The 19,536-nt window shown below is 58.8% G+C and carries 20 protein-coding genes; 14 read left to right on the forward strand and 6 right to left on the reverse strand.

Going from position 1 to position 19,536, the window contains the following annotated elements; translation table 11 throughout:
- Nucleotides 1-98 precede the first annotated feature (98 nt).
- From ACA047_RS18925 to ACA047_RS18940, 4 genes are read left to right on the forward strand one after another with little or no spacing between them, the layout of a single operon-like run.
- The gene (locus ACA047_RS18925; protein WP_497351870.1) at nt 99-1,091 is read left to right on the forward strand and encodes a TRAP transporter substrate-binding protein; all 993 of its coding nucleotides are present in this window, start codon (nt 99-101) and stop codon (nt 1,089-1,091) included.
- Between the two features lie 4 nt (nt 1,092-1,095).
- Entirely contained in the window at nt 1,096-1,590 is a 495-nt protein-coding gene (locus ACA047_RS18930; RefSeq protein WP_497351872.1) for a TRAP transporter small permease, read from the forward strand.
- Nucleotides 1,587-2,873, forward strand: coding sequence for a TRAP transporter large permease (locus tag ACA047_RS18935; protein ID WP_497351874.1), 1,287 nt, complete (start codon nt 1,587-1,589; stop codon nt 2,871-2,873). Before ACA047_RS18930 ends, ACA047_RS18935 begins: the two co-directional genes overlap by 4 nt.
- A gap of 26 nt (nt 2,874-2,899) precedes the next feature.
- Nucleotides 2,900-4,126 carry an aminotransferase class III-fold pyridoxal phosphate-dependent enzyme gene (locus tag ACA047_RS18940; protein ID WP_497351876.1) on the forward strand — a complete coding sequence of 409 codons (1,227 nt, stop codon included), beginning with the start codon at nt 2,900-2,902 and terminating at the stop codon, nt 4,124-4,126.
- Here ACA047_RS18940 and ACA047_RS18945 read toward each other — a convergent pair.
- On the reverse strand, nt 4,099-4,980 hold the full coding sequence (locus ACA047_RS18945; RefSeq protein ID WP_497351878.1) for a LysR substrate-binding domain-containing protein: 882 nt from the start codon (nt 4,978-4,980) through the stop codon (nt 4,099-4,101). The genes ACA047_RS18940 and ACA047_RS18945 overlap by 28 nt on opposite strands.
- A gap of 216 nt (nt 4,981-5,196) precedes the next feature.
- On the opposite strand from ACA047_RS18945, the gene ACA047_RS18950 reads away from it, so the two are divergent.
- Nucleotides 5,197-5,895 (forward strand): hypothetical protein, encoded by a 699-nt coding sequence (locus ACA047_RS18950; RefSeq protein WP_497351880.1) that lies wholly within the window; start codon nt 5,197-5,199, stop codon nt 5,893-5,895.
- Nucleotides 5,896-5,955: 60 nt separating this feature from the next.
- On the opposite strand, the gene kdgK is transcribed toward ACA047_RS18950, so the two are convergent.
- The 4 genes from kdgK to ACA047_RS18970 form a co-directional block, all read right to left on the reverse strand.
- Complete coding sequence (gene kdgK / locus ACA047_RS18955) at nt 5,956-6,900, reverse strand: 2-dehydro-3-deoxygluconokinase (protein WP_497351882.1); 945 nt, start codon at nt 6,898-6,900, stop codon at nt 5,956-5,958.
- A gap of 77 nt (nt 6,901-6,977) precedes the next feature.
- Complete coding sequence (gene idnD / locus ACA047_RS18960; protein WP_497351884.1) at nt 6,978-8,030, reverse strand: L-idonate 5-dehydrogenase; 1,053 nt, start codon at nt 8,028-8,030, stop codon at nt 6,978-6,980.
- An 11-nt stretch (nt 8,031-8,041) separates the two neighbouring features.
- A complete protein-coding gene (locus tag ACA047_RS18965) occupies nt 8,042-9,412 on the reverse strand; it encodes an MFS transporter (protein WP_497351886.1) in 1,371 nt (456 codons plus the stop codon).
- A 91-nt stretch (nt 9,413-9,503) separates the two neighbouring features.
- The gene (locus ACA047_RS18970) at nt 9,504-10,271 is read right to left on the reverse strand and encodes an SDR family oxidoreductase (RefSeq protein ID WP_497351888.1); all 768 of its coding nucleotides are present in this window, start codon (nt 10,269-10,271) and stop codon (nt 9,504-9,506) included.
- Nucleotides 10,272-10,545: 274 nt separating this feature from the next.
- Here ACA047_RS18970 and ACA047_RS18975 point away from each other — a divergent pair, with 274 nt between their 5' ends.
- The 8 genes from ACA047_RS18975 to ACA047_RS19010 all read left to right on the forward strand — a co-directional run bounded on the left by ACA047_RS18975 (nt 10,546) and on the right by ACA047_RS19010 (nt 17,983).
- Nucleotides 10,546-11,250, forward strand: a complete 705-nt coding sequence (locus ACA047_RS18975; protein WP_497351890.1) for a FadR/GntR family transcriptional regulator — start codon at nt 10,546-10,548, stop codon at nt 11,248-11,250.
- Nucleotides 11,251-11,312: 62 nt separating this feature from the next.
- A complete protein-coding gene (locus ACA047_RS18980; protein ID WP_497351892.1) occupies nt 11,313-12,566 on the forward strand; it encodes an enolase C-terminal domain-like protein in 1,254 nt (417 codons plus the stop codon).
- A 182-nt stretch (nt 12,567-12,748) separates the two neighbouring features.
- Entirely contained in the window at nt 12,749-13,012 is a 264-nt protein-coding gene (locus ACA047_RS18985) for a hypothetical protein (protein ID WP_497351894.1), read from the forward strand.
- 278 nt (nt 13,013-13,290) lie between these two features.
- The gene (locus tag ACA047_RS18990; protein ID WP_497351896.1) at nt 13,291-14,157 is read left to right on the forward strand and encodes an AraC family transcriptional regulator; all 867 of its coding nucleotides are present in this window, start codon (nt 13,291-13,293) and stop codon (nt 14,155-14,157) included.
- Between the two features lie 39 nt (nt 14,158-14,196).
- On the forward strand, nt 14,197-14,412 hold the full coding sequence (locus ACA047_RS18995; RefSeq protein WP_497351898.1) for a DUF6434 domain-containing protein: 216 nt from the start codon (nt 14,197-14,199) through the stop codon (nt 14,410-14,412).
- Nucleotides 14,413-14,527: 115 nt separating this feature from the next.
- Entirely contained in the window at nt 14,528-15,295 is a 768-nt protein-coding gene (locus tag ACA047_RS19000; protein WP_497351900.1) for an ATP-binding cassette domain-containing protein, read from the forward strand.
- Between the two features lie 299 nt (nt 15,296-15,594).
- The gene (locus tag ACA047_RS19005; RefSeq protein ID WP_497351902.1) at nt 15,595-16,134 is read left to right on the forward strand and encodes an RNA polymerase factor sigma-70; all 540 of its coding nucleotides are present in this window, start codon (nt 15,595-15,597) and stop codon (nt 16,132-16,134) included.
- A 196-nt stretch (nt 16,135-16,330) separates the two neighbouring features.
- The gene (locus ACA047_RS19010; protein ID WP_497351904.1) at nt 16,331-17,983 is read left to right on the forward strand and encodes a cyclic peptide export ABC transporter; all 1,653 of its coding nucleotides are present in this window, start codon (nt 16,331-16,333) and stop codon (nt 17,981-17,983) included.
- 39 nt (nt 17,984-18,022) lie between these two features.
- On the opposite strand, the gene ACA047_RS19015 is transcribed toward ACA047_RS19010, so the two are convergent.
- Complete coding sequence (locus ACA047_RS19015; RefSeq protein ID WP_497351906.1) at nt 18,023-19,351, reverse strand: lipase family protein; 1,329 nt, start codon at nt 19,349-19,351, stop codon at nt 18,023-18,025.
- Here ACA047_RS19015 and ACA047_RS19020 point away from each other — a divergent pair.
- Nucleotides 19,350-19,517: a hypothetical protein gene (locus tag ACA047_RS19020; protein ID WP_497351908.1), complete on the forward strand. Its 168-nt coding sequence runs from the start codon at nt 19,350-19,352 to the stop codon at nt 19,515-19,517. The two genes, ACA047_RS19015 and ACA047_RS19020, sit on opposite strands and share 2 nt — an antisense overlap.
- The last annotated feature ends 19 nt before the right edge of the window (nt 19,518-19,536 follow it).

Below are 19,536 nucleotides of genomic sequence, written 5' to 3' on the forward strand. Positions count from 1 at the left end.
TTACGCATCTTAATCATCAACGGCCATCCCTCGATTGACGCTGAAGTCGCCAGTCATGATTAATGACTTCAACGTCATCCGACATAGAGGTCGCCGTCATGATCAGATTTCTACTTCGTAAAAATCCTACCCTCAGCGCCCTCACGGGGCTCGTTTTTATCGTTGCTGCGAACGGCGCGATGGCCGAACAAACCTTACGCCTGGCTCATGCCTCCAGCTCTGACAGCCTGATCAACCAAGCCATGACTCGCTTTGCCGCTGAGGTCAGCGCCGAAACGAAAGGCGAATTAAAAGTGCAGCTCTATCCAGATGGCCAACTTGGTGATGAGGCCCCCATCGTCGATTCAGTCGGGGCCGGTTCCATCGATATTGGCCTGGGCGGCTCTACCGACGGCATTGATCCGCGGCTGAATGCATTGTCGTTGCCGTTCCTGTTTGAAGACTCAATCGCCGTGCACGCTTACCTCGATAGCGAGGCGGGTAAAAAATTTCTGAGCATGGGGCAGGACCACGGTTTCATCATACTTTCGGCGCTGGACTCGGGCTTTCGCCAGTTCGCCAATAGCAAGCATCCGATTCTCAAACCTGCAGACCTCAGCGGCCTGAAAATACGTACGCCACCCAACCCGGTGATCCTGGCCACCATCAAGCAACTCGGCGGGCAGGGGCAGTCGATTCCATTCGGAGAGGTCTATACCTCGCTGCAGTCAGGTGTGGTGGACGGTGTCGAACCGGAGCTGCGCGATTTCTACGATCAGAAGTGGTACGAGGTCGCCAAGAACGTCTCGCTCTCGAACTATGTGTGGTCTGCAAACTTCTGGTTCATCAATAAGGACAAGTACGAAAGCCTGAGCGCCACCGAACGCGCAGCGTTGGACAAGGCGGTCGTGGACACCACGGTCTGGTATCGCTCTCAGTTGGAAGCCGTGTATAGCAAGATCCAATTGGAAATGCAGAGCAAGGGCGTGAAATTCAACGACGTCAACCCACGCCCATTCCGCGAATTGAGCGATCCGGTTTACGCCCAGTTCGGCAAGGTCTGGGGTGAAGACTTCGTCAACCAGTTGCGACGCGACGCACAAGGCGAGTAAGCCCATGTCCATCCCCCAGCAACCGGACCATCCGCTCAGGAAATGGTCAGAGCGCGCGCTTGCGGTGGTCGGTGCGGTGATGTTTGCCATCACCTTCCTGTCCATCCTTGCGGGAGTGTTTTCCCGCTACTTCAACCTCCATGGTTTTGAATGGTCGTTCGAAGTCGCCACCATCGGCTTCATCTGGGTGACTTTTATAGGCGCGGTGATTGCCGAACTACGGCATGAAAACGTGCGTTTCCAAGGCCTGGTGAAGCTGCTGCCAGCCACGCTGCAGAAGATGCTCGATATCTTTGCCAGCGTCGCCCTGCTGGGGATCAGTGTATGGCTGCTGTACAGCGCCAGTGCATTCATCGCGCGTACCGGCTGGATGCCGACGCCAGTGCTGCGCTGGCCTGCCGGCTTAAGCTCGATGGCGCTGATCAGCGCTGCTGCGATGCTCGCGCTGCTGGCCGTCATCCGAGCGGTGAGGCTGGTTCGTACGGGAACTCGTCAATGACCGTACTGATTCTTTTCCTGGCGTTTTTTTGCTTATTGATGGCCGGTTTGCCGGTCGTATGGGCCATGGCCGGCGGCAGTATCGCGGCCCTGATGTTTGGCGATCTGCACCTGCCACTGGCCTGGCTTGCCCAGCAGACGCTGCGCGGTGCGGATTCTTCTACTCTGGCTTCGATCCCGTTGTTTCTGCTGGCGGGCGAACTGATGAATCGCGGCGGTTTGACCCTGCGCATTATGCGCGTCGCGCAACACTGCTTCGGTCGCTTGCGTGGCGGCCTTGGCTTGGTGAACGTCGCCACCGCGTTTGTCTATGGAGGCCTTACCGGCTCGGCCACGGCCGATACCGGCACTGTGGCCAAGGTCATGATTCCGGTGATGGAAGCACGCGGCTACCCACGCGCCTTCGCTGCCGCCGTCACCGCAGCGTCAGGCACCCTGGGCATCATCGTGCCGCCGAGTGTCATTCTGATCATGTTCGGCGTGTTGACCAATACCTCGATCGGCGGCCTGTTCATGGCCGGAGTGATCCCGGGTGTCATGCTGGCAGCCGTGTTCATGGTGACCGCTTATGTGGTGGGTGTCAGAGAGGGCTTTCCCAAGGTTGAGGGCCGCATGGACTGGGCCGAATTCCTGCGCGATATACGCGGCGCACTGCCGGCCCTGTTAATGCCGATCATGGTGCTGGGTTCGATTGTCACCGGCTTTGCCACGGCGACCGAAGCCGCCTCGCTGTCGGTGCTCTACGCCCTGGCAGTAGGCACCCTCATCTATCGGCAACTGAGCTGGGGCGACCTCTTCCCCGCGGTGACCGAAGCGGTGACGATCACCGGCTCAGTGATGATCATCATGGCGGTGGCCATGCCCTTTGGGTGGATCCTGACCTTCGAGCTGGTGCCCCACACCGTGGCCACATGGATCGTGGGCATGCATACCGGTCCACTGGTCACCATACTGCTGGTCATTCTGGTGCTCAAGGTGGTCGGTTTCTGGCTGGACCTGGGGCCGGCCATGATCATCCTCGCGCCGATTCTGGTTCCTGTCGCCAAAGCAGCCGGCTTCGAGCCTTATCAGATCGGCCTTATCTTCACCATGACCCTTGGCTGGGGGCTTTTTACCCCACCCATCGGTACCAACATCTTTGTGGTATGCAATGTCGGCCGGATCGACATCGGTGCAGTGTCACGACGGTTGATACCGTTTTGGGGCGCCACGGCGTTAGCTATCGCCTTACTGGTGTTTTTCCCTGGCCTGACGCAATGGTTGCCCCGCGTCATGGGTTACTGATCTCCCTCATTTATTAGAGAAAACAGATGAATCATTTGATCGGTGGCATTTCCAGCGGTGGCCGCGCTTTGCCTGAAATCAACGGCCAGACCTTCAACGTGACTCGCTCCCAAGGGCCGTGGCTGTGGGATGACAAAGGCGTGCGCTATGTCGATACCGCCATGGGTTTCGGCGCCACCCTGCTCGGCCACGCCCAGGCGGACGTCATGGCCGCCAGCAATGCAGCCATGCTCAACGGCCCCATGCCGTCTTTTGCCCACGCCGAGGAAGAGGCTGCCGCTGCCGCGTTGGCGGCCTTCACCGGCAGCCTCAGCCAAGTGATATTCCTCAACACCGGCAGTGAAGCCGTGCACCTGGCCTGCCGCACCGCACGCGTGGCCACCGGTCGCACCCGCATCGTCAAGTTCGCCGCAGGCTACGACGGCTGGTATGACTCGGTCGCCTTTGGCAATGCCGGACAGCCCTGCGCCTTGATGGCCGACAGCGTCCGTCCTGAGCGTGAGGGTATGCTGCTGTTGCGCTACAACGATTTCGAGGATGCCGAGCAGCTATTCCGCGACTATAACGACATCGCCGCCCTGGTGGTGGAACCCGTACTGGCCAACGCCGGATGCATCGAGCCCGCGCCAGGCTACCTCAAGCACCTTAGTGACCTGGCGCATCACCATGGCTCGTTGGTGATTCTCGATGAGGTGCTGATGGGCTGGCGCTTATACCCCGGCCTGACCGGCCTGCTGTTAGGCGCCGAACCCGACCTGGCAACCGTCGGCAAGGCGATTGGCAGCGGTGTGCCAGTGGCTGCTCTGGTGGGCAAACCCGAATACATGGGCCTTTTTGAGCAGGGGAAAATTATCCGCGCCGGCACCTACAGCGGTGCGCCACCGGCCTGCGCTGCCGTACTGGCGACCCTCAAGCAACTGGCCACGGCTGATTATCGCGCGCTGTTGGCGCGGGGTGATCGCCTGCGTACCGAACTGATCACGGCATTCGCTCGCAAGGGCATCGCGGTGAGCAGTACGGGTTACGGTTCGGTATTTACACTGTGGCCTTCGCCGGTCCCCCCACAGACTTACGCCGAAGCCGCGAGAGTGGCTGACAGCGATTGGACCCTGGCCCTGCATAAGGCACTGCGCCGCGAGCGCGTCATGACCATGCCATTTGCCTTCGGTCGTATTTACCTCACCTTCGCCCACGACGACGAAGCCCTGCAAGCCTTGCTCGAAGGCTACAACGCCGCCATCGCCTCGCTCTGAGGCAGGCTCGCCGCCTGGAAGCGATCACGGACGAAATGCGCCAGGCGGCGAGTGTTCAGCAGTGCGTGCTCGGGCATCAGCAATGCCAACTCGATGCTCGGCAGTGCCGGTAGCTGCTCACCCTCCAAGATACGCCAGTCAGACGGCACCACCGAGGCCGGCAACACCGTCAACGCGGTGCCCAGCCGAACAGCGTGCATCACTCCTGGCAGATGCGATGAAGAACTGACCACCCGCCAGGGCGTACCCAGCCGATCCAGCGCCTCGATGATGTGCGGGCGCGCCCGGCAACTATCGGTAAACAACGACAATGGCAAGATCCGTTGTTGCTCAGGGAAATGCCCGGGCGCCGCGCACCATAGCATCGGCTCACGCCTGAGCAACTCACCCTGCACCTTGGCGTGCGCACGGGTAATAATCGCGATGTCGATGCTACCATCTGTAATCATGACCTCCAGGCGAGAAGAAAAATCACAGATGATTTCCACCTGTAGATGCGGATGGCGATGGGTGAAAGCCTGCATCAATTCACAGCCAAGGGTCTCCAGGTAGTCATCCGGCATGCCGATACGAATGCTCGTTGCCTCCTGCCCACACTCCAACGCGATCAGTGCTTCATCTTCAAGCATCTGAATCCGCCGCGCATAGCCGATCAGTCGCTCACCATGATCCGTCAATGCCACACCCCGGCGAGAGCGCTCCAGCAGCTTGCGCCCTACCCTGGCTTCAAGCCGTCCCAACATCAGGCTCACCGCCGCCTGGGTTTTACCGATTCGCTCACCGGCGGCAGTGAACCCGCCACAGTCGATGACGGCGACGAAGGCGGCAAGACAATCGGTATCGAGATGGCGCATGGAAGAACCTCGAAGGGGACCGCGTACCCATAACGCTATGCACTTTCCATTCCAGCTGAGATAGCGCCATCGTCTAGGTGTCCGCCGCCAAGCGCAGCTGACGATACGCATCCACTAACTGCTCAAGGGTGAACCCGATTGACAGGGTCATTATCCTCGACTTAGCTGGCTGGAGGTGACGACACCCAGTCAATCGGCCGTGATAAGGAGATCCTCTTGGCCTTCAATTCGATTTGGCTCGGCTATGAAGGGTACCCAACCCTGGTGCAGGCGTATTTGAACAGCCAGTGGGCAGCCGCCGCCCGGGCCATGCGCGGGGCAAACAATGACTTCAGCCTCGTCAATTACGCGACATTCTTCTTTTCCGTCCCCAACCCACTAGGCGTTGGCCCGCTCCTGCCCTATATCGTCACGCAACCGAGCAACCACTACCACTCGGAAAAAGAAGTGTGGATGGCGATACGCGCGATGCCTTCGCTAAACCGGCTTAACATTCCCAATTGGGTCGTGGGCCAAGGTGCAGCAGGCGGGTTGCCACGGCTAACGCCAGCCGCCGCTCAATTACTCGATGGTACCGTGATTCTAGCGGTCTATACCGAGCGGCAACCGTGCGGCACTTGCAGCCCTTTTTTGAATGATGTGCTGCTGGATAACACACCGGTCTATTGGCATTTTCCTTACCCCAGCAAGGAGACGTCAAAACACTCGCACGATGATAACGATATCGTCGTCAATGGCCTGCTCGCGTTATCAAGAGACAAGACTTACCAACAGTCGATGAAAGATCACACCAGGGAGGGCCGGGTCCAGAGCAATAAAGACCTGCGCGAATCCCTGAAATACGTAGGCAAACAGCAATCCGGGCGCTACGCGTCCCTCATGGCAGATATGGCCCAGATGGATACATCCTGGTGACCCAACTGAATCGAATAGCGCCTTGAACCCCATTAAAAGTCCCCCAGCCCCGCGCTGCTGTCAGCCCGGCATCACCTCCCTTGCAATCAACGCCCCTGGATACTGAATGACTCGCCCGGCCAGCTTATGGCCTTCGGCAGCGGCATGTTGTGGCGTGCCGCCGTCCAACCTGCTGGCGAGATAACCCGCGCTGAACGAATCACCAGCGGCCGTGGTATCAACCACCCTAGCGACCGCCGTCGTAGGAATCTCATGCAATGCACTTTCGTATCGGACCAGGCAACTCTGCGCACCGCGCTTGATCACCACTTCACGCACACCCATTTGCCGGTAGCGATTGAAGATGGATTCAACGTCGGTCTCCTCAAACAGCGCCTGCTCATCGTCCAGGGTCAACAAGGCCAGATCCAGGTGCGGCAACAGCCGTTGATAGGTGTCTGCCGCGTGTTGGCGATCACGCCACAGGCGGGGTCGATAATTGTTGTCGAACACCAGTTTGGCGCCACGAGCGCGCGCCGCTATCAGCCGTGGCAACAGTCGATCAAGACCGGCCTCACCCAGCACCGCCAGGGTGATGCCGCTCAGATAAAACACCGAGTAATCGTCCAGTGCCGTCAGCACTTGAGCCGCGTTAGCGTTGGTAAAGCATTCGCGCACGGCAGCTTCGTTGCGCCAATACAAAAAACGTCGTTCGCCATGGGCGTCGGTCTGGATGCAGTACAGCCCTGGAAGACGTCCCGGCAAACGCTGTACCCGTGACAGGTCGATCCCCTCAGTTTCCCAAGCCGCACACATGGCGTCGCTGAAACTGTCGTCACCCAATGCGGTGACGTAGGACACCCGCCATTTCGCAGCGACCAGTCGGCGCAAATAAACGGCGGTGTTCAGGGTATCGCCTCCGAAGCTCTGCCGCAGCTGGCCATCGGAGCGCTGTTGCAGCTCGATCATGCATTCGCCGATCAGAGCGATACGCAACGGCGCGAGGGTTGGTGCAATGAAAGTCATGAAGTTCAATCATCCGATGCGGATCATTAAATGCCCCCCACAAGGAGGGGCTGATGCACTCAAGCTGTCAGCAGTCTTCAAGCGAAGATCAACTGCACCTTCGCCGCTTTGCTCTTGTCACCCGCCAGTTCCAGCGCCTCGACCACCTGGTCCTGGCTGAACTCGGCGGACAGCAGTGGCAGTGGATCGATGCGACCGCTCTCCAGCCAGCGCACCGAGGTGGTGAACTCGTCGATAAAGCGGAACGAACCGACCAACTTGATCTCTTTGACCAGTAACAGACCCAACGGCATCTCGACCGTGTTGTGGCCCATGCCCAACTGCACCACCGTGCCTTTGGGACGCGTGAAGGACACTGTGGAAGCGATCGCTGCCGGCGAGCCGGATGCCTCGAAGCAGACATCGAAATAACCACCCTCCTGCGCCCATTGCGCTGTGCGCTCGGTATCGGTCGGGTCCACGGCGAGGGTCGCGCCCATTTGCAGTGCCAGTTCGCGACAGCGTTCGCTCATGTCAGTGGCGACCACTTCGGCAGCACCGGCCTTGAGGGCGGCCGCCATCACCAGACAACCGATCGGGCCAGAGCCAGTGACCAGGACTTTTTTTCCGACCAGATCACCCGCCTGATGCACCGCGTGAATGGCCACCGCCAAAGGCTCGGCGAAAACCATCACGCTGTCTTTGGAGTTGTCGGCATACGGCACGCACTGCTGTTGCGTGACCGCCACGTACTCGGAAAAACCGCCATTCACATGGGGGTTGAACTGCGCGCTGCCCATGAACTTCATGTTGCGGCAGACATTCTGTTTACCCTCCAGGCACAGCGTGCACGTGTTGCATGGCTGCGACGGATTGACCGCGATTCGCTGCCCCACCTTCAGCACGCTACCCGTCGGCACTGCCGCGACCACGCCGATGAACTCATGCCCCAGCACCAGTGGGTTCTTGAGGATCGACATGCCGGCCCTGGCATGCTGGTAGTAATGGATGTCCGAGCCGCAAATCCCACCGCGACTGACCTTGACCAATACCTGCTCCTCGGGGGAGTACGCCAGAGGCAGTGAGGTGTGGCGTACGTCCTTGATCCCGTAAGCGATACAAGCGCGGTTTTCTATGGTTTGAATGGCCATTGCGATTTACCTCATGCCTCAGAGTGTGTGCCCAGAGGGCGATCGGATTCAGGTTTGGATTTGGATTTGAGCTCGGCGCCTGGAAGTGCGACGACCTCGATCTTGCCCACTAGAAAGGTGTAAGCGAGCAGGCCCATCAATGCGACGGCGGCGATGTAAAACATGGCGTACTGAAAGCTATGGGTACGTTCCAGAATCACCCCGATGACGATCGGGCTGATGATCCCCGACAGGTTGCCGAAGATATTCAGGAAGCCACCGAGGGTGCCGATCAAGTGACGCGGAATCACGTCACTGCACACCACCCAGCCAAGATTGGAGAAAGCATTGGCGAAGAACGCCACCGACAGAATCGCGATGGCGATCACCGGCTGGTCTTCGAAAAAATTCACCAGGCAGATGCTGGTCGTCACCGCCAGCCCGAGCATTACCGGAATCTTGCGCGCCTTGGTCCGCGAGTGGCCGCGCTTGAGCAACATGTCGCTGAGCACGCCGCCACACAGCACGCCGCACATGGCCATCAGGTACGGAAACATGGCGCCAATCCCGGCTTTGGCAATCGACAGCCCCAGGCCTTTTTCCAGATAGACGATGAACCAGGTGAGAAAAAAGTAAAGGGTTGAAGACGCAGCGAACTGCGCGATAAACAGTCCCCAGACGGTTGGCTGCCGCAACACATGGCGTACGTCCGGCCAGTTGACCTTGGTACTGTTGCCGCGCTGGTTTGCCGAACCGTAGCCGCCCCCATCGCGGATCATGTCCAGTTCCGCCTGGTTAGCCTTGGTGCTGTCTTGCGGATCACGATAAGCGATCAACCAATAGACACCGAACACAACGCCCACTGCGCCGCTAATGTAGAACGAAGCTTCCCAGCCCCAGGTGGCGACGATGTACGACAGCACCGGCGTCAACACCGCCAGGCCGATGTATTGCGCGCTCGAATAGGTCGCAGTAGCCCGCGCCCGTTCATGATCGGGGAACCAGTTGGCGATAATCTTGGTGTTGGAAGGAAATGACGGTGCTTCAGCGACGCCGATCAAGGCGCGGCAGACCATCAGCATCACAAACGACGCCGACGCAGTGGCAAACAGGTGGTGCGAGGCGAAGCCCATGAGGAAGGTGAAGACACTCCACAAGATGATCGCACCGCCGTACAAACGTCGCGGCCCCACGCGGTCGAGTACATAGCCGACCGGGACCTGGCTCATGGCATAAAACCAGGTGAACATCGAAAACAGCAGGCCCAACTGGGTCGGCGACAGGGAGAATTGACCTTGAATCGCTGAGCCGGCCACAGACAAGTTGGCGCGGTCCATATAGTTGATTGCCGTGACCACAAACAGCATGGCCAAGACCGAAAGTCTTGCGCGTGTGGGTTTCATCGCTCTACCTATTTATTTGTATTTATGAGGTAAGTTTTTGCGTTCGCAAGCACGGCGAGCGGGCACTGGCCGCCGTGCCTGCCGAGTCAGATCACAGCGTGGCCAACCAGCCTCCGTCGACATAAATGATTTGGCCGCTCACGTAGTTGGAGGCCTGAGATGAGAGGTAGACAGCCGTGCCGATCAACTCGTCGGCACGGCCCCAACGTTGCGTCGGGTTGCTGCTTTTGACCCAGCGATCGAAGTCCGGGTTGTCCACCAGCGCCGCGTTCATTTCAGTGAGGATGTACCCCGGTCCGATGGCGTTGCACTGAATATCAAACTGCGCCCATTCAGCGGCCATGGCCTTGGTCAGCATCTTGATGCCGCCTTTGGCCGCGGTATACGGCGCGACCGTGGCGCGTGCCGCTTCGCTGGTCAGCGAACCGATGTTGATAATCTTGCCACCACGACCAGCAGCCACCAGGCGCTTGGCCACCGCCCGGCCAACGATGAAGGCACTGGTCAGGTTGACGTCCAGCACTCGCTGCCAATCGGCCAGCGCCAGTTCGAGCATCGGCTGACGGTGCTGGATGCCCGCGTTGTTGAAGACGATATCGACCAACACGCCCTGGCTGTCGAGTTCACGGAACACCGCTTCCACCGCCGCTTCATCCGCGACATTGAAGAGATGGCCGGTGGCGTGATGCCCCTTGGCGGCGAGCTGGCCGATGGCCTCTTCCATCCGCCCCGCATCAGTGCCGTTGAGAATCACCGTGGCCCCCGCCTCTGCAAGACCCAGCGCATAGGAAAACCCCAAGCCGCGGGTGGAGCCGGTAATCAGCGCGGTGCGGGCGCTCAAATCAAAAAGTGATGACATGATTTCCTCGGTTTTCAGCGTTTTTATTCTTGGAACGAAGCCCCGATGCGCCTGGCAATGACGCTTCCCCAACCGTACCAACCCATAACATGACTAATAAGTTGAAAGGGAAAATCGGACTAGTCGTACAACCTTGACCCTATCCTGATCCCGTTTTCAGGGAAGAATCAAGAAAATAATCAGTTTTTTTTCTGATCGTCTATTTACTTCTTCGATTTTTTGGCGAAAGGTGCTACAAAGGCTGCAACTTATGTGACGAGTTAAAAACAACAAAATGAACACCGAAATCGTCAAGACGCAAAACATCGTCAACATCGTTTACGAGCAGATGAAGCGCAACATTCTGGAAGGGCTTTGGCCTCCTGGCAGCAAGCTGCCCTCCGAGTCCGAGCTGATCGCCAGCTTCGACGTCAGCCGGGTCAGTGTGCGCAGCGCCGTCCAACGTCTGCGCGGTCTGGGCATCGTGGTGACGCATCAGGGCAAGGGCACCTTCGTCATCAAGGACCTCGAACAACACGGCCTGCTCAATGACAACCAGCCGATCATGCACCTGTCCCAGGAAGAATTCGAAGACATGCGAGTCTTTCGCCAGGCAGTGGAATTTCGCTGCATGGAGCTGGCAGTGGTGAACGCCACCAGCGACGACATCGCCCTGCTGGAAGCGGCCCTGAACCGGATGCTGGTGAACAAGGACGATTACAAGCGCTACTCCCAGGCCGACTTCGACTTCCACTACGCCATCGTCAAGGCCTCGCACAACAAGATATTCATCCATGCCATGGACTCGATCCGGCACATCTATCTGTACTACCTCGAAGAATTGAATCGCGTGCTGGGCGTCACCCTGGAAAGTGTCAATGCACACATCAAGGTCTACATGGCCATCAAAAACCATGACGCCGTCGCCGCCGCCGAAACCCTCAATGAGGCGATGGCCAACAACGTAGACGCGATCAATGAGGCACGGCACATCGAGTAACGGGCCAATGCTGGCGGCTGACTCAAGGTTTATGAAAACGACGGCTCAACCGGGAGACCGAGATGGAATCTATAACAATCACAAATGTAAAAACGATTCTCACCGCCCCTGGCGGCATTGATCTGGTGGTAGTGAAAGTGGAAACCAACCAGCCAGGCCTCTACGGCCTGGGTTGTGCAACGTTCACCCAGCGCATTTTCGCAGTCGAGGCGGCCATCGAGCAGTACATGAAGCCCTTCCTGATTGGCAAGGACGCGCTGCGCACCGAGGACATCTGGCAGTCGGCGGCAGTCAGCGGCTACTGGCGCTCCGGGCCGATCATGAACAACGCACTGTCCGGCGTGGACATGGCGCTGTGGGACATCAAGGGTAAAGTCGCCGGGTTGCCGGTCTACCAAATGCTCGGCGGCCGCTGCCGTGATGGCGTGCCGCTGTACCGGCACTGCGACGGTGAAGATGAAATCGCCGTGGAAGACAGTATTCGGGCGGCGATGGAAGAAGGTTATCAGCACGTACGCTGCCAGATGGGTATGTACGGCGGCTCGGGCACCGAGGATTTAAAGCTGATCGCCGGCAAACTGGCCAGAGCCAAAAACATCCAGCCGAAGATTTCCCCGCGGAACAAAACCCACGGCATCTACTTCGATCCGGATGCCTACCTGCGCGCCGTGCCGAAGCTGTTCGATCACCTGCGTGACAAACTCGGCTTCGGGGTCGAGTTCATCCACGATGTACATGAACGAGTGTCGCCAATCGCTGCGGTGCAACTGGCGAAGAACCTCGAACAGCATCAGTTGTTTTTCCTCGAAGACCCGGTTGCACCAGAAAACATTGAATGGCTGAAAACCCTGCGCACGCAGAGTTCGACCCCCATTTCCATGGGTGAGCTGTTCACCAACGTCAACGAATTCAAACCGCTGATCCAAAACAACCTGATCGACTTCATCCGCTGCCACGTCAGCACGGTTGGCGGCATCACCCCGGCGAAAAAAATTGCCACCTTCGCCGAGTTCCACGGCGTGCGCACCGCCTGGCACGGTCCGGGAGACATCTCGCCGATTGGCGTGGCCGCTAACCTGCACCTGGATTTGAGCACCACCAACTTCGGCATCCAGGAATGGACCCCGCTCAACGACAACCTGCTGGACGTCTTCCCCGGTTGTCCGGAAATCGACCGCGGCTACGCCTACCTCAGTGACCGTCCGGGCATCGGCGTGGACATCGACGAAGAGAAAGCCAAACGTTATCCGTGCCAGGGTGGCATTCCGAGCTGGACCAATGCGCGACTGCCTGACGGCACGGCCGCTCGCCCCTGAGTTATCTGGGGCCGTCGTCGACAAGCTCACCCTCCCCTCGCTTGCCGGCAACAGCCCCAGACCTGATCCAGATTCGGAATACACGCCGCTCATCGATAAATCTAAAAAACGAAAAGCTGCTGCCGATAGTCATGATAACGCCCCAGTGCATGGGGGTTTCAGGATTGAACGGCGGGCCAATAATGAGAGAGATTTATCTGCTGATAGCGCACGGCATGGATCAGGGCGAGGCTTACGTTTTGGGTTGGTTCGATGACAGGAACAAAGCCCATGAGGTTGCCGAGCAGAAAGAATGGGAGGCTTACTACGCAAGCTTGAAGGCTGAGCATCCATGGTCAAGCCACAAACCGTTGGCGCCGGACAAAACTGAATACCGCCGCTTCTGGGTCAAGACCATTTCAAGAATTGATCATGTCCAGGTTCCAAGGTCTTCGGCGGTTCATTGAGCATCCTGCGCGCTCTACAACACTAAAGAAGCAACACGACAAGCATCTTACATCACGCAAAACTCACGCACATGAAAAAGGCCAATGCTGTGAACATTGGCCTATTCATTGAAGAATATGATCGGGGTGGCGTGCCGTCAGCGGCGCCCTCTATGCACCAGCATAGCGACAGCTGCTGACCAAAGTGGCTTCACTTTATCACGCACAAATCGCAAGAACGATCAAATGCCCGCCCTGCTCATTTGCTAACGTGGCTCCAGCTTTCAAGGAGCGTCGTCATGCTGAACATTGAAAAAGCCCTGTGGTACATCGAGGTGGAGTTAGGATCCGCGCTGGATCTTGGACGTGTGGCGCGCCATTGCAACCTGTCTCCCTTTGCGCTAACCCGTTTGTTTGCGCTGTCGACGGGCTGGCCGGTGATGCGTTACATCCGCGCGAGGCGTTTGAGCCAGGCGGCACTGACCTTGCGGCGAGGGGCACCGGATATCTTGCAAGTGGCGCTGGATGCGGGCTACGGGTCCCATGAAGCCTTTACGCGAGCCTTCTGCGATCTGTTCGGGGTGACCCCGAAGCAGGTTCGCGAACAAGAGCATGAGAACCTACCACTGGTGGAGCCTTTACGTATGAAAGAAAAGAAGCTCATCCCACTGTCTGAGCCCCGCTTTGAAACCCGAGCCGAGTTTGTCGTTGCGGGTATGGGCGAACGTTTTACCGTCGATAGAAATGAAGGAATCGTTGGCTTGTGGCAAACCTTCGCTCCTTACATAGGTCGGGTGCCAGGCCAGATAAACGACTGGAACTATGGGCTGTGCTGCAATCCTGCGCTGGATGGTAGTTTTGAGTACATTGCCGGCGTCGAAGTGTCCCGCGTCGACGCGCTTGCTCCAGCTTTTCGACACTTCAGGATTCCTGCGCAGCGCTATGTCGTGTTTCGGCATCAGGGTCATATCTCGACAATCCATCAAACGTTCTTCACCATTTTCAATCAATGGTTGCCTGAGTCTGACTACGCGCTTGCCGATGCCCCTGAGTTCGAACAATACAGTGCCGATTTCGATCCATCACAGGGCAAGGGTTACGTGGAGGTGTGGATACCGCTTGCCTGCCGTGGGCCATCCGAAACATCGGATAGACACCCGCTATAAATCCATTGATAACGCACACTGCGTATGGAGCCCACGCCCATGACCTTTAACTGGCACAGCGACCCGATCACACGAAATACTCACGTCTGCAAGCGTTATAAAAATACGCAGAACGTCCGCAGATTCATGGCAGAGCATTGCGGCGCGGGCTTTAAATTTGACAGAGACTTTATGGCCTGGATACGTAATGGAGAAACTAAAACCATGGGAGATGTCGTCGACGAGTGGACACGACGACATCGTGATGCCCATTGACGTCGCAGCGACTACGTTTCCCCCTCCAGTACCAATAGCTCAACCTACCTATTCATTTGATATTGCTTATCATATGCACTAAATTGCCCCGATCGCTTTTCACGTAGATGTCGTCATGTTCGATCTTCAGGCCGTCAGCTTTGGCGTACCAGGACGCACCCTGCTCCACCCCTTGGACTTGAACCTGCCCCACGGGCAAATGATCGGCCTGATCGGGCATAACGGCTCGGGCAAATCCACTCTGATCAAACTGCTTGCCCGCCAGCAACTGCCGACCGCCGGACGCCTGATCCTGGATGGCCGGCCGCTGGAACAATGGAAGAATCGCGACTTTGCCCGTCAGGTCGCCTATCTGCCGCAACAATTGCCCCCAGCTGACGAATTGACCGTGCGTGAGCTGGTAGGCTTCGGCCGCTACCCCTGGCACGGCGCCCTCGGCCGTTTCAGCGCCGAGGACCGCATCCAAGTGGACCGGGCCTTGGAGCTCACCCACACGCAGGTGTACGCCGGACAGCGCGTTGATGAACTATCGGGTGGGGAACGGCAACGGGTATGGCTGGCCATGCTGTTAGCGCAGAACAGCCGCTACCTGCTACTGGACGAGCCGACCTCAGCGCTGGACATCGCCCACCAGGTGGAGGTGCTGTCGCTAGTACGCCAGCTCAGCCATGACCTGGACCTGGGCGTGATCGTGGTGCTGCACGAAATCAACATGGCCGCCCGCTACTGCGACCACCTGGTTGCGCTGCAAAACGGGCGCTTGCTGATCCAGGGCGCACCGGCCGAACTCATGAACAGTGCCACCCTGGGGTCAATTTATAGCATCAGCATGGGCGTGCTGCCCCATCCTGTGGACGGCAGCCCACTGAGCTTCATCTACTGAACAAAAGCTTCAAGCCGCGAGGGCCACTGTGTTGTTGCCAGCCCTGAGTTCGGTATCCAAAGGCTTTGGCCAGACTCAACAAAGGTGGCCATCGGCTTTCCTCGTAACAGAAATTCAACAAGGTCCTGCGCGCTTGCGACCAACCGGATATGCCTTTTGGGCCGTTTTGTGAGAAGTGCTGATCGATTAGTTTTTGCATTTGACAGCAATTGTCATTATCTCTAATTTGTATCTCGCTCAGTTGGCAGCCGCTGCTTGTGAGCGCCCGCTTACTCTTAGTTGGTAGCAAGGTGATGTCCATGCAGGAACAACGCTCCAGAGACGGGTGCACTTCGCCCTTGGTTCAAGCGTTTGTCGACAATCGAAGAACCCTGATCAAGGTCGCCACCCGAATCACTGGTTGCCGGTCTCGGGCCGAAGACGTGGTGCAGGATGCCTTTTTCCGCCTGCAGCCGGCGCCCTTGACTATCCCCTCCTTTAAGGCGCAACTGGGCTACATCTTCCAGATTGTGCGCAACCTGGCCATCGACCACCACCGCAAGCAGGCCGTCGAGCAGCGCTTTTGCAGCCCGGAAGAGGAAGCCTTAGGCGTGACCATACACGGCTCTTCGCCTGAAGCCCTGCACATAAACCAGGCGACGCTGGAACAAGTTGCCAATGCGCTGACCGAGCTGCCCAGCCGCACCCGCTACGCGTTCGAGATGTATCGCCTGCACGGCGTACCGCAGAGGGAAATCGCCAAAGAACTTGGGGTTTCACCCACACTGGTCAACTTCATGATTCGCGATGCCCTGGTGCATTGCCGCAAGACGTCCGACCTGCCACGCAACGCACCTTGACGCACATTAGATGCCTTGATTGATGCTGTACAACGATCTGCAAGCTCACACTGCGCAAAGGGGCGAGCTCAAGAGCCGGGGCACTTGTTCCTGCATTGCATGAAGAACCTCAATTTTTACCCGGCTCATTCGTCTAAAAAAGGATGATCACGTACAGACGCCTTCAGGCGCCCATGCAAAAAAGGATTGGCCACCGATGTCCATGCACCCACGCAGCACGTTCAGCGAATTGCTGAGCCTTCTCAAACCCATGCGCGGCATACTGATTGTTTCCGTAGCACTCGGCATTCTGGGCGGTCTGAGCATTACCGGCCTGCTGGCCACCATCAACCAGACCCTGCACAACGACGGTATCACCTCCAGTGGCCTGCTGCTGACCTTCGGCGGTTTGTGCACCCTGGCGCTGCTGGGTTCGATCCTCTCGGATATCGGCACCAACTATGTGGGCCAGCATGTGATCGCCAAGCTGCGCATCGACCTGGGCAGCCGCATCCTCTCGGCTCCCATCGACCAGCTAGAACGCTACCGCACCCACCGGCTGATCCCGGTGTTGACCCACGACGTCGACACCATCAGCGACTTCGCCTTCGCCTTCGCGCCGCTGGCGGTGTCCCTGAGCGTGACCCTGGGCTGCCTGGCCTACCTGGCCGGTCTTTCCCTGCCGATGTTCCTGACAACCGTGGTGGCCATCCTGATCGGCAGCATCATCCAGTACTCCGCCCGAGTGCGGGGCCTGCAGGGCTTCTTCGAGGCCCGCGAACTTGAGGACGACCTGCAAAAGCAGTACCGCTCCATCGCCGAAGGCGCCAAGGAGCTGCGCATCAACCGCCCGCGCCGCCTGCGTCTGTTCGAAGACAAGCTCAAGGGGACCACCGGGCGCATCTGTGACATCCAGCTGCGGGCCATCCGCCTGTTCGTCATCGCCAAAGGCTTCGGCTCCACCCTGTTCTTCATCGTGATTGGCGTGGCCCTGGGCTTCCAATCGATCTGGCCCAGTACCGACAAAGCCACCCTCAGCGGCTTCATCTTGGTGTTGCTGTACATGAAAGGCCCGCTGGAACACCTGATTGGCACCCTGCCAATCGTCAGCCGCGCCCAAATCGCCTTCAAGCGCATTGCCGACCTGTCCGCCCAGTTCTCCTCGCCCGAACCGCACTTGCTGCTCGACGAGCACAAACCGGTAGCCACCAGCATCGATAGCCTGGAACTGCGCGACGTGCGTTACACCTACCCCAGCCAGCCCGACGTAGCGCCCTTTGTGCTGGGCCCGGTGAACCTGAAGATCAATCGCGGAGAAATCCTGTTCATCGTCGGCGAGAACGGCTGCGGCAAGACCACCTTGATCAAGCTGCTGCTAGGCCTCTACGTACCTCAACAGGGCGCCATCCTCCTGGACGGCGAACCGGTCACGGCGCAAAGCTGCGACGACTATCGCCAGCTGTTTACCACGATCTTCTCCGACTACTTCCTGTTCGAGGACCTGATCCAGGGCGACGAGGCCATTCCAGAGGACACCGAGCGATACCTGCGGCGCCTCGAGGTCGCCCACAAGGTCAATATCCAAGACGGCAAGTTCTCCACCACCGACCTGTCCACCGGCCAACGCAAACGCCTGGCGCTGTTACAGGCCTGGACCGAGAAACGACCGGTGCTGGTATTCGACGAATGGGCGGCAGACCAGGACCCGACGTTCCGCCGGATCTTCTACAACGAGCTGCTGCCAAGCCTGAAGGCCTTGGGCAAGACCATCATCGTGATCTCCCACGACGACCGCTACTTCGATTGCGCTGACCATCTGCTCAAACTGCAGACCGGCAAGGTACTGGAAGAAATAAGCGTCGCTGTCTGAAGCGTCGGGCCGACCGCATCGCTGCGGCCGGCCCGCCACTCATGCCGGGTTCGGCTGCCTGGCCGGCACCTGCTCCACGGCGTGGTTGCCGTTATCAAGCATCAACGGATCGAGCAACAGGCGTCGCGTCTGAGCCATGCACAGCGCCGCCCCCCAACTGGTGTGCGCACCAACACCGTCGACATCCGCCGGGATCTGCGCATCCACGTCCACCAAAGTCACCTTCGCCCCCCGCCCCTCGAATGCCTGGCTGGCCGTTTGCGCATTGCTCCACGGCACCACGGTGTCGCGCGAAGAGCCACACAGGGTGGTCGGGGTCTTGGGTGTCCAGGCCAGCAGGTCGTTGCGCACAAGGTCCACGCGCAACGGATTGCGGGGGTTGCTCACGAAGTCCTCGGCAAAGCTCGCCTGACGCAGGCTGTCCCCCACCCCCAGCGGCGGCAGTACGCCGGCCCGCACCATGTCCATCAAACGTTCCTTGCCAGGGAAACGCCCCCGCACCTGCTCGGCATATGGTGGCTTGAGCACTTGCTCGGCCTGGCGGTAGATATTGCGGTAGGTGCTTTGCATCGAATTGAGCGTGTAGACGAACAGGTATGGCGCCAGCGCATCGCCACGTCCATGGGGGCTGTTCCAGTTGTCCAGGAAGGTCTGGCTCAAGGCATAGGGACCCGACATCGGCGCGCTGGCACGCAGGTCGAACTCGGTGCTGAAGTCTTTTTCGATGGCCCGTTGGGCGGCCATGCTCGCATGCCCGCCCTGGGAGTAGCCGGCCAGCGCCACTTTACCGTTCAGCCTCACGGCATCCTGCCTGCCGGCCAGCCGTGCGGCACGCAGGGCATCGATGATGGCCGAGGCTTCGCTGTCGGCATGCAAGTAAGGGTGAAACTTATAGTCAGACTTGCCCAGACCCAGGTAATCGGTGGCAGTCACCACGTAACCCTGGGCGGCATAAAACGTCATCAGCGCAGTGGCCGGGCCAGTTGGCTCCTGGCTAGCCTGCTGCGAATCGCGCAAGGTCTCGGTACCCCGGGCCCAACCCAACAGCGGTTGCGATTCGGTGCAGCCGTGGCCCTGGGGAAGCAACAGCATGGCCGACGCGGTAGCAGGCTCACCGTGCACACCCACAGTCCGGTACAGCAGTTCGCGCATCTGCACCCCGCAACGGGGTGCACCGGTCAGCGCCAGGGTCTGCCCGGCGGCGGCGCGCAACGCATCCACGCTGTAGTCGCGCACCAGGGTGTCGGAGATCAGGCTGCCTCGCGGCGCGGCACTGCCCAGCGAGGGTAACGACAACAGCGCCAAACCCGTGGCGACGGCCAGGGCCAATGAGCGCTGGCCTGGGTGTCTCAAGCAGAAAGGGTGCATGAAAAAATTCCCGAATAACCGCATGACGGACAAAATGACCGCCCTCCTTGTTCATACGAAATCCGGGCCGGCTTTTTTAAGTCTCATCACCGATGATCAACCTTTCGCTACCGCAGGCGGCGTCCGGCGGCGCTGCGGTGGGCCTGCGGACGCAGAAAAACAATAAAAACGGCAAATGAAATACA

The organism is Pseudomonas sp. LBUM1664, assembly GCF_059695895.1.